This window comes from Polaromonas sp. P1_G4 (genome assembly GCF_056405475.1).
Window position 1 is genome coordinate 1 of the sequence record NZ_JBFUCA010000057.1, and the last position, 13,232, is coordinate 13,232.

A 13,232-nucleotide genomic window follows, 5' to 3' on the forward strand; every position below is an offset into this window, starting at 1 on the left:
CGGTATAGGTGGTGGTCGCGCCGCCGTCGGCCACCACCGCTCCGGTCGCGCTCGCCTGGGAGATGTTGCCGAAATTCCAGCCCACCAGGCCACCTACGTTGCGGGCCGCTCCGTTCACGCCCTGGCCGCCGAGCCTGCCGATGCCGTTGACGGTGCCGCTGGCGCTGACGTTGGTCAGGGTGGTGCCCGCGGTGAGCGCGTCGGCGTTGCCGTTCGCGCCCAGCAGCCCGCCCACGTGGGCGCGGCCCGTGACCGCGCCCGAAGCCCGCGCATTCTGCACGGTGGCGCCGCCGCTGAGGCGGCCCACCAGCCCGCCCACATAGTCGTAGTTGTTGCCCCCGTTGACCGCGCCGGAGGCCGACACGTCACGCAGCGTGGCCCCGTTGATGGCCTCGCCCACCAGGCCGCCAATCACCATGTCACCGCTGCTGGTCATGTTGATGGCCACCTGGGCGTGCGCATCCTGCAAGGTTCCGCCACTCATGAAGCCCACCAGTCCACCGACGCTGGAGCCAGGACCTGCCAGCGTGCCCGATGCACGCAGGTTGTGCAGCGTGGCATTGTTGGCGTCGCTGGCCAGTGCGCCTGCACCCGTAAAAGCATTGCCCGTCACGTTGACGAGGTCCAGGTTCCTGACCGTTCCGCCGATCACCGAGAACAAGCCCGTCATGCTCGTCGGCACCCAGAGCTTCAGGTTGCTGATGGCGTGGCCCAGACCGTCCATCACGCCGCCCAGCCCCGTCAGCGGCGAGGCACCCTTGTTGCCGTTCCAGCCCGCGGTCGCGCTGGCGTCGATGTCTGCGCCCAGCGCGTAGCGCAGGCCGCCGTCGAGGTTGATGGACTGCAGGCCCGTGGTGGAGCCTTCGGTGCCAAGGGTGTTGATGACGATGTAGCCCTCGCCGTTGATGGTGAGAAAACCCGTGCCCGCCCGGTCGAAGTTCACGCGGCCGGCGAATCCTGTGAGCGGGTCCACCGGCACCTTGACCTTGCCTCCGGCCACACCTGCATCGGCGCCGTTGGCGGTGCCTGTGTTCATGACCAGGGCCGAGCTGCCGGTCGCGTCCATCACGGCGCGGATGTTGATGTCGCGCGCAGCGGTTAGCGTCAGTGTGTTGGCGTTCCAGTTCACGTTGTCGTTGACGTGGATGTCGCCGTTGCCCGCCGCGTTGCTGCCGCTGCTTGACAGGATGGTGACGTCGCTGTTGGCCAGATTGGCGGACAGCGTGGCGCCGCTGATGTCGCCGCCGCTCGCGGCGATGGTGAAGTCCGCGGGGTCAATCAGCCAGGTGCCGGTCTTGCCCTGCGCGGCGCGCGTGCTGACGTGTGAGCCTTCAGCCACCTTGACATGCGCGCCCGAGGTGTCGATAAAGCCGCCGTTGCCGCCACTGGGTGCGGACGCATCCAGCGTGCCGCCCACCTGCACCGTGCCACCGTCAAAGCCGCCCAGCAGTTTGATGACGCCGCCGCGGCTTTCGAGTGTGCGCGCCTGAATGACGCCGGTGTTGTTGACCACGGTGCCGGCCAGCGCGTCGGCCGCTTTCGCGGTGAGCAAGGCCGTGCCGCCGTCTGCCTGTATCAGCCCGCCGTTGTGCGCGAGCGCATTGACCGCGCCTTCGTCCACCGCGAGTTTAAGCAGGCCGTCTCCTGCGAAGTCGAGCGTGACCTGCTTGCCGGCGGCCAGGGCCACCGTACCCAGGTTGGCCACCAGCGTGCCGGTGTTGCTGACCTGGCCGCCAATCAGCGCGATGCTGCCGCCGTCGGCGGCACGTATCGTGCCTTCGTTGCGCACGCTGGCGCCACTGCCACTGGCGCGCAACACATAACGCCCGGCCATGAAGTCGGTATCGCTCATGCCCAGCGTCGAGGCCACCAGCCCGCCCACGCTGACCTGCGCGCTCTGGCCGAACAACACGCCGTTGGGGTTGAGCAGGAAGACCTGGCCGTTGGCATTGAGCCGGCCCAGGATCTGGCTGGCCTCAGTGCCCAGCACGCGATTGAGTGCAACGGCATTCGATCCGGGCTGCACGAAATTGACGGTCTCGTTGCCGGCAACGCCGAAGCTCTGCCAGTTGATGGCAAGTTTGGGTGTGGTCTGGGTGATGGTGGTGGTGTTGCCGCTTTGCGTGATGCCACCCTGGCCCGCGCTGACCTGGCCACCCGTGGGAGCGGCCAGCGCCTGCGCCGCTGCCAAGCCGGCGGCAAGGGCCAACGCGCGGAGCTTGCGTTCACGCTTGCCCAGGCTGCGTTTGCCCTTGCCGCTGGCTGTTTCGGCCACGGCTTCAAAGCAGGCACCGGCTTCGTTCCAGATGACGCGGTAGGTGTGGTTCATGGCGATTTTTCCTTCGGTTGTGAATCAAATCGGGCTTCAGCCCTTTCAGGACGTGCGCAAGCAGCTATCAAATATGTAGCGCGAAACAGGCGGTGCGTTGGCCACTCAAAAACTCCTGGACACCTGCAGCCACAGCCGGCTGCTGCGATCCGGCTCGGCGGTGGCCGGGCCGCCGTGCAGCTTGCGTGCGTAAAAGAAGCGTGCGCTCCAGCCGTCGGCATGCGCCCAGTTCAGGCCCAGGCCGGCACCCGACAGGCTTCGCCGGTTTGACGCGCCAACGCCGGACAACGGCTGCTCATTGCCGTAGCCAACGGCCGCGTCGTAAAAGCCGACCAGCTGCCAGCCGGCGCCCAGCGGGTATTGCAGTTCCAGCGTCAGCAGGCTGGCGCGGTCTGACGGCGCTTCGCCCTGCGGGTAGGCGCGCACGGCGCCAGCGCCGCCAAGCGGCAGCTTTTCGGACGAGTCCAGGTTCTTGCTGGGCCACTGGCCGGTATAGGAGACCAGCAAGTTGGCCTTGCCGACGCTTTGCTGGCGCATGGCCAGCAGGCCCAGCTTGCCGAAGCTGCCGGCGCTGCGCACGGTGGCCTCGTCGATGGCCAATGCGTCGGCACTGTTAATGGCCAGCTGGCCGCGCGTATAAGTGGCCGAAAACCCCCAGACGCCACCGCCAACCCAGCCGTCGCGTGCATCACCGGAAAGGCCAAGATTGAGCAGGTTCAGATGCTTGTCATCGGCAGAACCGACGAGGTCGATGCGGTCGCGCAGGCGCTTGTGCTCGGCACTGACTTGTGCGTTCAGGTTGTGCAGGCGTGAGCGCAGCACCGGGTGCGCGGCGAACAGGGTGGCTATGGAGGCGTCGCCGTGTGCGTCCAGGTTTGCAAACTCCCCGCCCAGGCGGTACCTCATCACCGAGACGGCAGCGCCCGCGCGCGTGCCGTTGCCGCCCACCGGTAACTGCCACCCCAGGCGCGCATAGTTCATATCGCTCCCGGCGGTCAATGCGCGCAGGGACACCAGGTCGCCCAGGCCGGCCGGGTTGTTGAAGTACAGGCTGGCGCCTGCCCGTTCGCGACCGGTGGCGCGGCTGCCGAAATTGTCGGCCTCCAGCAAGCCAGTGACAGCCGGCCCCCGCTCAACGTCCACCACCAGTTCGCTGGTGCCCACCGACGCGCCGGGCTGCAGGGTCGAGCGCACCGCGATGCCGGGCACGTCGGCTGCCAGCAGCAGCGAACGCTCCAGCGCTGCTTCGTTTACCAGCTCACCCGGCACCAGCGCGGCCAGTGGCAGCGGCGCGGGCAATTCGCCCTGCGGCTTCACGGTGATGGCGCTGTAACGGCCCTCCACAATGGCGATTTTCACAACACCATCCCGGATGTCCTGCCGGGGCAGGTAGGCGCGCGCCACCGTATAGCCGTGCTGGCGATAGAAGCGGCTCAGGCGCACCGCCAGTTCCTCGAGCCCGGCGAAGTCAAGCTCACGGCCGATGGCGTCCTGCACCACCGTGAGCAGGTCTGCTCCAGAAAAAGCGGTGGCACCCGAAATTTTTATCTGCGCCACCCGCACCTGGATTGCAGCATCCCCCGGTGATGCCTGTGGCATCGGGGATGCCGCGGCCGGTGCTGCAGGCAGCACAGCCGGTGCATCTTCGCGAGGCACGGGAGCCGCAGGCCTGAGTTGCTGCAACACATTGCCGGCATCGGGAGGGCTGACCGCCGCTGCAGGCTCCAGTCCGGCCAGGCACGCGGCTCCGCACAACAGCGCCGCGGCGCGGCGCACGGGCCAGGAAGAGGCGTAGACGCCCTGACGCAGCGGCAGCGAAGCGCCTGTCGTGGATCGGGTAGTGGTTTGCATGCCGCGTATGGTGTCGGGCCGGGAAGGCAATCGCCTCCCCTGATTCGGGGAGACGGTCCGAATTTTTTTGCGGTCAAATAGGCGCACCCGCTAAGATTCACGGCGGCGTCAGCCCCAACAACAACTGAAGGAATCAAGCGCATCCATGTCCATCCTGACCGTGACCCTGGTGGAAGACGACACACCAATCCGCGAGGAATTCGCGCGCATGGTGCGTGAAGATGTTGGCCTCAGGCTGCTGGAGGCGGTGGGTTCCTGCGCTGAGGCACGGCGCAGCTTTTCATTTGCCCAGCCGGACGTTGCACTGATTGATTTGGGCCTGCCCGACGGCGACGGCACCGAACTGATCGCGGACCTGGCCCGCCGCTCGCGCCACACCAGCATCCTGGTGGTGACCATCTTCGGTGACGAGGCCCATGTGGTGCGCGCCCTGCAGGCGGGCGCCCACGGCTACCTGCTCAAAGACACGCCGACCGCGGAATTCGGCCGTGCGATCCGCGCAGTGAGCGAAGGCGCAGCCCCGCTTTCGCCGCAGGTGGCGCGCTATCTCCTGCGCAGCTTCGCCGCGCCGCGGACAGAGGCACAGCGCTGGCTGATGGAACCGCTGACGCCTCGCGAAAAAGATGTGCTGACAGCCGTCTCGCAAGGCCTTTCGGTGCCCGAAACAGCGCGGCACCTCGACGTCGCGCCGTCTACCGTAGCCGCCCATATCAAGAGCATTTACGGCAAGCTGGCCGTGCACTCGCGCGTCGAAGCCGTGAACCAGGCGCGCGCCCGGGGACTGATCTGAATGCGATTGCAGGGCATATGGGCCGCGCTATGCGCCTGCGCCACGCTGATGCTGGCGGCGCCGTCCTGGAGCGCCACGGCGGCCACCCTGGAACAGGCGGTGGTCGCCACTGAAGACGCAGGGCGCCCCGCCGAAGTCGATTTCAGCAAGGCTTCGCCCGTCACGCTGCCCGACAACTGGCGCCGCAGCCGCCCTGGTTTTGACGGCGTCGCCTGGTATTCGATCGCGCTCGATGCCCCTCTGAAGGCCACCGGCGCTACCGGCCCGGAGCATGAACTTGTGCTCGTCGTGCCGCGTGTGGCCGACCTGGGCGAATTCTGGCTCAACGGCGAACGGCTGGACCTTGGCGCGGGCAACGGATTTACCCGCAACCGCGCGCTGTGGGTGCCCCTGGGAGGCCACGTGCTCAAGCCCTCTGGCAACCTGCTGCAGGTGCGCGTCAGCGGCAGCGCCGACACCCGCGGCGGACTTTCGCGCATGAGCCTGGGAGCCGCTGCGGCCGTAGGGCCGGCCTTCCAGGTGCGCCGTTTCCTGCAAAGCATCGCCCCCACGATGCTGATGTTCGCGGTGCCGATCTGCCTGTTCGGCGCCATCCCGCTGTGGTTCAAGACGCGCCGCTACATCCACCTGCTGTTCGTGCTGCTGTGCCTGAGCTGGATGCCGCGGGCACTGGTGATGCTCGCGCCTGAAGCCGGGCCGCCCGGCCCCGAATCCTTGCTGTTCGCACTGGCCAGCACCCTTGTGTCCAACACGCTCATGATCATGCTGCTGCTGGAGTACAGCCACTGGACCAGCCCGCCCTGGAAGCGCTACCTCAAAGTGCTCTACGGGGTCATCGCGCTGTCTTTCGCAGCGGGCGTCGCCGCCTACCTGAAGGGCGACATGCGGCCCAACGTCGCGGCCGTGCTGCACTGGCCGTATTTCGCCCTGACCATCGCCGTGGTGCTGGCCCAGGTTCACAGGGCTTGGCGCACACGCCGGCGCAACGAAGTGTTCCTGGCCGTGACGCTGGTCCTCTGGTGGGCCGCGGTGCTGCAGGACCTGGCCATTCCCGCCGACCTGAACGCCTTCGACAGCTTCTTCATGGCCCCAGTGGCCGCGCTTCTGGTGCTGGCCACCCTGGTCGCGCGCACGCTCGAGGGCCTGGCGCTGCACAGGGCCAGCGCCGAAGAAGAGATCAACCTTGCGGTCGCCGGCGTCAGCACAGCGCACGGCCAGGCCCTGGAAGAAATGCGCGCGGAATTCGACCGCCGCAAGGCCGAGGAGCGCCAGGCCGTGATCGCCGCCGAGCGTACCCGGCTGCTGCACGACCTGCACGACGGCATGGGCAGCCAGCTGATCACCGCGCTGCGGATGACCCGCCGCGACGAGGTGCCGCGAGAGGAAGTCGCGCGCGTGATTGAGGACTCCCTGGAAGACATGCGGCTCATCATCGATTCGCTGGACCTTGAGGAAAGCGACCTGCTGCCCCTGTTGGCCAACTTGCGTTATCGGCTGGAGCCGCGGCTCAACGCCATCGGGGTTGGTTTGCAGTGGCAAGTGGGGCCGTTGCCGGAGATGGACTACCTGACACCCGAGACAGGCCTTTCCATCCTGCGCACGCTCCAGGAGGCCATCAACAATGCAGTGCGCCATGGCGCGGCCAGGACCATCACCGTTCGCGCACGTGACACCGCCAGCACCCTGGAGCTGTCCGTCACAGATGACGGCTGCGGCTTCGACACGCACGCCGTTCCCGCACCCGGCAAGACCCAACGCGGCCTGGCCGCGATGCGAATGCGCGCACAAAAACTGGCGGGCCAGGTCCGCATTTCCAGTGGCACACATGGAACCTGCGTGACGCTGGAGCTTCCGTTAAGACGTTGAGACGGCACCCTTCAACCGCATACACAAAACTTTGGTACGAAGCTTGAGCCGCCCTCTTCTTACGACACTCTTGTGGGCTGCGAGTCCGGCGCCTTGACCGACGCGAGCACGCGGTCGACCATCACGCCTGCCTGGCCCAGGTTATTCATCGGATCGCAGAACGAGGCCAGCTGCTTCCGTGTCACGTGCTTCTTGATTTCGGGATGCTCCGCCAACAACTCGATCAGTGGGCGCTTTTGCTTGAGCGCGTCGCGGCAAATGTCGTAGACCAGGTCGTGGGCGTATTCACGCCCGATGTAGGGGCCCAGGCCCATCATCACGGCCTCCGACATCACGAGGCCGTGGGTCATGTCGATGTTGCGGCGCATCTGCGCGGCATCGACTTCCAGACCCGCGAGGATGAACTTCGTCTGCTTGAGTGCGCCCGAGATCAGGCAAAAAATCTCGGGCATCGCCACCCATTCGATCTCCCAGGGGCCTGTGGAGCGTTCATGGTCGGCGACCATCGCGTCCATCAGCGATGCGGCCAACTGGCGCACCACGGAGATGTTGGCGTGGATGTAGAGGCAGGAGATGGGGTTGCGCTTTTGCGGCATGGTTGACGAGGAGCCGCGCCCTGGCGCGAAAGGCTCAAACACTTCGGCGACTTCGGTCTGCATCAACAGCTTCACATCCATAGCGATCTTGCCGAGCGAGCCACCGACGATGCCGAGGAAGGCGCCAACTTCGGCGAAGTTGTCGCGCACGGTGTGCCACGAAATCAGGGGCTGCCCGAGGCCGAGTTCCTTCATGAGGCCAGCCTGGGTTTCCATCGCACCTTTTTCAAGCGAGGACAGGGTGCCCGACGCGCCGCCGAACTCGCCAACCAGCACCCGCGGCTTGAGCTGCGTGAGGCGCTCGCGGTGGCGCTCGATACCTGCGAGGATGCTGGCCATCTTGTAGCCGAAGGTGATGGGCGTCGCCTGCTGCAGGTTGCTGCGGCCGATGATCGGCGTGTCGCGGTGGTCKCGCGCCAGTTTGGCGAGCGAGGCCGAGATGTCCGCGAGGTCGGCCTCGACCAGTGCGAGGCCCTCGCGTATCTGCAGCACGGCGGCCGTGTCGGTGATGTCCTGCGTAGTGGCGCCCCAGTGGCAGTATTCGCCCAGGCCATCCTTGCAATGCGCGTTGATCTGGTTGACCACGGCGATGATCGGGTAGCCGATCTGCTCGGTCTTGGCCTTGAGCTTGACCCAGTCGATCTGGCTGGGCTCGCAGTTCTTCACGATCTCTTCAGCCGCCTCGTTGGGAATGATGCCGAGGGCGCCCTGAACCTTGGCGAGCGCGCGCTCGATGTCCAGGTATTTGGCGGTGCGATTCTCGTCCGACCAGACATGCCGCATGGCGGCATCGCTGAACATGTCGCCGAAAATTTTTGAGTCGATGATGGTTGCGGACATAGCTTCTCCGTTGGGTTATGTATCTTGTGAAAAATCAGGGGTGCGTGCAGCCAGGGCCACGATACGCTCGGCTTTGAGGACAACCGGGCGATCGACCATCTTCCCGTCGAGCTGGATGGCGCCGCCGCCGGCTGCGCGCGAGGCGCTCAGGATGCGTTGTGCCCAAGCCAGCACTTCGGCGTCAGGCCGCAGCGCTCGATGCACTGCGGCAACCTGCACGGGGTGTATGCACATCTTGGCGCCGAAGCCAAGGCAGCGTGCCTGCGCCATGTCGGCGGCAACCCGGTCCGCATCAATGTCTGGCGTGACGCCAGCCACGGGCGAGGGCAAACCCGCGGCGCGTGAAGCAATAGCCAGCTGGATCGCGGCGTGCTGCAGGGCCGGGCTGTCGGCGGGAAGATCAAGGTCGGCCATGTAGTCGAGCGAGCCGAAGGCCAGGCGTGCGATGCCCGGTGCGGTGGCAAGGTCGAAGGCGGCCAGCAGGCCACGCGCTGTTTCGACCAGCGGCAACACGGCGGTACCCGCATCGAGCGAACCAAGAACGTCAGCCACCTGCCGTCTGTTTTCGCATTTCGGAAGCATGACGCAGACTGCCCGAACCTGCCGCAGGAGCTGCAGATCGTCTGCGTACCAGCCCGTGCTCGCGTCGTTGATACGGATCAGCAGCTTGCCGCGAATCTCCTCGTTGGCGGAGGGTATCCACGCTGCGATGGCTTCGCGCGCGGCAGCCTTGTCCGAGGGCGAGACTGCGTCTTCCAGGTCGATGATGACGCGGTCCGCACCCGAGGCCAGCGCCTTCGCGAATCGCTCCGGCACGTTGCCCGGCACGAACAGGTAGCTCAGCGGCACGACGGGTGACATGCTCATACAGCGCCTTCCGCGCGCAGCTGGGCAATCTGTTCGGTGCCGTAGCCGAAGTGGTTCAGGATCGCGTCGGTGTGTTGGCCCAGCGCGGGCACGGCGTCCATGCGCGGGGCGCCATGTTGCCAGGAACCGGGCGGCAGCATGGCGGGCACGGTGCCCGCCGGTGTATCGATTTCACGCCAGCGCGCGCGAGCTTGGAGTTGCGGATGTTTCCACAGCTCGCTCATGGTGTTGACTTGCGCGTTAGCGATACCGGCGGTTTCCAGCCGCTCGACAACTTGCGCGGCGGTCAGGGTGCTGAAGGCTTCAACGATGATTGACGAGAGTTCGCTCCGGGCGGCGCTGCGCTGTGCATTGCCGGCGAAACGCGGGTCACTGGCAAGCGCGGGCCGCAGCAGCACTTTTTCGCAAAACACCTTCCACTCGCGTTCGTTCTGCAGGCCCATCATCACGGTCTTGCCGTCACCGGCCAGAAACGGGCCATAGGGGTAAATGGTCGCGTGGCTGGCACCCGTTCGCGGGGGCGGCGCCGCGCCTTCAAAGGCGTAATAGAGCGGGTAGCTCATCCACTCCGACAGCGACTCGAGCATCGAGATGTCGATGCGCTGACCCTCACCGGTCTGCCGACGGTGCATGAGCGCGCCCAGGATGTTGGTGTACGCATACATGCCGGCAGCGATGTCGGCGATGGATGGACCGGCCTTGGACGGTGTGTCGGGCGTACCGGTTACCGAGACGAAACCGGCCTCGCTCTGGATCAGCAGGTCATAGGCTTTTTTGTCGCGGTAAGGGCCGTCGTCGCCATACCCCGAGATGTCGCACACGATGATGCCGGGCTTGCGCTTGGCCAACGCTTCGTACGACAGACCGAGCCGTGCTGCAGCGCCCGGCGCGAGGTTTTGCACCACGACGTCGGCCTCTTCAATGATCAGGCGCATGAGGATCTTCTGCGCCTCCTCGTGCTTGACGTCCAGCGTCAGGCTTTCCTTGGAGCGGTTGGTCCAGACGAAATGCGATGCAAGGCCCCGCACGCGACTGTCGTAGGCCCGCGCGAAATCGCCCACACCGGGGCGTTCAACCTTGATGACCCGCGCACCCATGTCGGCCAGCTGCCGTGTGGCGAAAGGCGCCGCGATGGCGTGTTCGAGCGTGACGACGGTGATGCCCTTGAGTGGTTGCATTGCGTTTCCTCAGCCCAGCGTGGCGGTGGCATCCATCGTGAGCCAGCCTTCGTGGTCACGCCCCCACAGCCGCACGCTCTTGCCGTCGGCTGAAGGCTGCCCGTGGATCGAGAACGGGTTGACGTCGAACGTGGGCCGGACCGCCTTGAACTCAAATTTCCGCACCATGGCCTCAGGCATGTGCCGACGCAACAGGTCCATGAGCAGCGTGGCGATCAAGGGGCCGTGCACGATAAGACCGGGGTAACCCTCGACCTCCGTGACGTACTTTCGGTCGTAGTGAATGCGGTGCCCATTGAACGTGAGGGCCGAGTAGCGGAACAGCAGCACGTCGTCGGCAACGATGCGGCGCACCCACGCGAATTCCGCGGGCGCTGCCTGCGGCGGCGGAGCCACGTCGGCCGGCGTTGGCGCCGCACGGTAGACGATGTTGTGGTGCTCGGTCAACGCTACGCCTGCAGAACCGTTGCGGCGCAGTTCATGGCGCACCTTCACGAAAACCAGGCTGCCGGTGCGGCCGCTCTTTTCCGTCACATCAACGATGGTTGAGGTGCGCGCGAGCGCGTCGCCGACACACAGCGGCTCGTGGAACTCGAAATCGCTGCCGGCCCACATGCGGCGCGGCAGCGGAACGGGCGGCAGGAAGCCGCCGCGCCGCGCATGGCCATCCGGGCCGATCTCCGATTGCGCGTGGATCGGCAGGAAATACAGCCAGTGCCAGAGGTAGGGCAACGGCGTGCCGGGCGCGGGGCGCGAGGTGTCGGCGCGGTCGAGCGTGGCCGACAGCGCTGCGTACGGCGTGGCAGTGGCGGTGTCTTCCACTGTCTCGATGCGGCCTGTCCAGTCTTGCAAGTTCATGCGCATACCCTTCTTTCAGTAAAACTTGCGCGACTTAGTCGAGCTTGATTTTTGCGGTCGCCACAACGCCCTTCCAGCGCGTGACTTCCTTCTGCACCAGGGTTTTGAGTTGCGCAGGCGTGCTGGTTTCAACCTCGGCCCCCTGGTCTTCAATGAATTTCTGTACGGTTTTTTCGGCCAGTACGCGGTTGATCTCCTGGTTCAGCCGGTCAACCACCACCTTGGGGGTTTTAGCGGGGGCGAACATGGCGTACCACTGCGACATGCTGACGTTGGGAATTCCCTGCTCGGCCAGCGTCGGAACGTCAGGCAAGACGGGAGATCGCTTGTCACCGGCGATGCCGAGCGCCTTGAGCTTGCCGCCCTTGATTTGCGGGTACGCGGTAAACAAACTGGGAAACATGTATTGCGTGATGCCAGAGATGGTGCTCATCACGGCGGGCGCTGAGCCTTTGTGGGGAATTCCGATCACATCCACCCCTGYGGACAGCTTGAACAGCTCGCCTGCGATATGCGGTGCGGTGCCATTCCCCGCCGTCGCGAAGCTGAAGCTGTCGGGTTTGGCCTTGATGAGCTGCACCAGTTCTTTGGCGGTCCTGGCCGGCACTTCCGGGCTGACGACCAGCACCGTCGGAGATGCCGCCACCATGCCGATGGGTTCAAAATCGGTGACCGGGTCGTAGCGCAGCTTTTGCAAGGCCGGGTTGATGCCGTGGGTAGCGATGTAGCCGAACATCAAGGTGTAGCCGTCCGGCGCGGCGCGGGCCACGAACTCGCTGGCAATCGCGCCGTTCGCCCCGGCCCGGTTGTCGACGATGACCGGTTTGCCGAGCCGGGCGCTGAGTCCCTGGGCCAGGACGCGCGCCATCGCGTCGTTGGCGCCGCCGGCGGAGGTCGGCACCACGATGGTGATCGCTTTTTCGGGCCAGTTCTTGGGCGTCGCCGGACTGGTCGCCGCCATGGAGGAGCCAACCGCCAGTGGTAGCAAGCTCAGCATCAGCAAAGTCCGGACGTGGTGTTTCGGCAGCATGGTTTGTCTCCTGTGGATGTTCTGGTTGCCGGATCTTCGGCGAATGAAGGGAATCCGTGAAGTGCAACTTTTGCTAGTATTGGTGCATGGCACGCATCAATTTCGATTTACAGCAACTCGAAGCCTTCGTGGCGGTGGCCGAGCGCGGGAGCTTTCGCGCAGCAGCCGACCATATCCATCTTTCCCCACCCGCTTTAAGCCGGCGCATCGACAAGCTCGAGACCATCCTGGGCGCGCGGCTTTTCAACCGCACCACACGAGAGGTCGAACTGACGGCCCTCGGGCACGTTTTCCTTGATCGCGCACGCGCCGCGCTGGACGACCTCGAGTCCGCCATGCTCGGCATCACCGACATCGCCGGCAGMCGGACCGGCCGGGTCACGGTGGCCTGCGTGCCTTCCGCGGCCATCCATTTCCTGCCCACGGTCGTGAGCTCTTTCTCCGAACGCTACCCGCTGATCCGCGTCCGTGTGATTGACGAAGCCGCCGGCGCGGTGATGGCCAGCGTAGTGTCGGGCGAGTCGGACTTCGGCATCAGCTTCATGGGCAACCAGGTGCCCGGGGTGGACTTCGAGCCGATCCACACCGACCCCTTCGTGGTGGCCATGCCGCGCCGCCATGCACTCGCCGGCCGCAAGACGCTGTCCTGGAAGAACCTGGAAACCGAGCGCCTGATCGCGGTATCGCGTACCAGCGGAAACCGGCAACTGCTGGATGACGCGCTGGCCAAGGCGGGTATCAACCCCTCGTACCGTCTCGAGGTGAGCCACATCGCGACACTGCTCGGTATGGTCGAAGCAGGGCTCGGGCTTGCGGCCGTACCGCGCCTGGCCTTGCCGAAACGGCATCCGTCGATCATCGGCGTTGCGCTCGTGGCACCGGCGGTATCGCGTGTACTGGGCCTCACCACCTTGCGTGGCACGACGCTGCGCGCACCGGCAAAGATGTTCTACGACTACCTGCACACGGCGCTGAAAGAGCGTCGCTAAGGGAAGTGCCAAAGGCCGGCACTGGTGCAGGCCAGGCA

Annotated in this window: 10 protein-coding genes; 3 read left to right on the forward strand and 7 right to left on the reverse strand. The window is 65.7% G+C overall.

Annotated features, from left to right (window positions below; genetic code table 11):
* Together AC1D1X_RS04830 and AC1D1X_RS04835 are read right to left on the reverse strand one after the other, a co-directional pair.
* Positions 1-2,329: two-partner secretion domain-containing protein (locus AC1D1X_RS04830; RefSeq protein ID WP_477697908.1), on the reverse strand; the 2,329-nt coding region annotated here is incomplete at its 3' end.
* Positions 2,330-2,434: 105 nt separating this feature from the next.
* Positions 2,435-4,180, reverse strand: a complete 1,746-nt coding sequence (locus AC1D1X_RS04835; RefSeq protein WP_477669995.1) for a ShlB/FhaC/HecB family hemolysin secretion/activation protein — start codon at positions 4,178-4,180, stop codon at positions 2,435-2,437.
* A 145-nt stretch (positions 4,181-4,325) separates the two neighbouring features.
* On the opposite strand from AC1D1X_RS04835, the gene AC1D1X_RS04840 reads away from it, so the two are divergent.
* Together AC1D1X_RS04840 and AC1D1X_RS04845 are read left to right on the forward strand one after the other, a co-directional pair.
* Positions 4,326-4,970 (forward strand): response regulator, encoded by a 645-nt coding sequence (locus tag AC1D1X_RS04840; RefSeq protein WP_477669996.1) that lies wholly within the window; start codon positions 4,326-4,328, stop codon positions 4,968-4,970.
* On the forward strand, positions 4,971-6,836 hold the full coding sequence (locus AC1D1X_RS04845; protein ID WP_477669997.1) for a sensor histidine kinase: 1,866 nt from the start codon (positions 4,971-4,973) through the stop codon (positions 6,834-6,836).
* Positions 6,837-6,895: 59 nt separating this feature from the next.
* Here the strand turns inward: AC1D1X_RS04845 and AC1D1X_RS04850 are convergent, their stop codons facing one another.
* The 5 genes from AC1D1X_RS04850 to AC1D1X_RS04870 are packed head-to-tail and all read right to left on the reverse strand — an operon-like array spanning position 6,896 to position 12,205.
* Positions 6,896-8,272, reverse strand: a complete 1,377-nt coding sequence (locus tag AC1D1X_RS04850; protein ID WP_477669998.1) for a class-II fumarase/aspartase family protein — start codon at positions 8,270-8,272, stop codon at positions 6,896-6,898.
* 15 nt (positions 8,273-8,287) lie between these two features.
* Entirely contained in the window at positions 8,288-9,139 is an 852-nt protein-coding gene (locus tag AC1D1X_RS04855; protein WP_477669999.1) for an HpcH/HpaI aldolase/citrate lyase family protein, read from the reverse strand.
* Entirely contained in the window at positions 9,136-10,317 is a 1,182-nt protein-coding gene (locus AC1D1X_RS04860) for a CaiB/BaiF CoA transferase family protein (RefSeq protein WP_477670000.1), read from the reverse strand. Before AC1D1X_RS04860 ends, AC1D1X_RS04855 begins: the two co-directional genes overlap by 4 nt.
* A 9-nt stretch (positions 10,318-10,326) precedes the next feature.
* Entirely contained in the window at positions 10,327-11,175 is an 849-nt protein-coding gene (locus tag AC1D1X_RS04865; RefSeq protein ID WP_477670001.1) for an HTD2 family dehydratase, read from the reverse strand.
* Positions 11,176-11,209: 34 nt separating this feature from the next.
* The gene (locus AC1D1X_RS04870) at positions 11,210-12,205 is read right to left on the reverse strand and encodes a Bug family tripartite tricarboxylate transporter substrate binding protein (protein ID WP_477697909.1); all 996 of its coding nucleotides are present in this window, start codon (positions 12,203-12,205) and stop codon (positions 11,210-11,212) included.
* Positions 12,206-12,291: 86 nt separating this feature from the next.
* Between AC1D1X_RS04870 and AC1D1X_RS04875 the strand changes: the two genes are divergently transcribed.
* Positions 12,292-13,194: a LysR substrate-binding domain-containing protein gene (locus AC1D1X_RS04875; protein ID WP_477697910.1), complete on the forward strand. Its 903-nt coding sequence runs from the start codon at positions 12,292-12,294 to the stop codon at positions 13,192-13,194.
* The last annotated feature ends 38 nt before the right edge of the window (positions 13,195-13,232 follow it).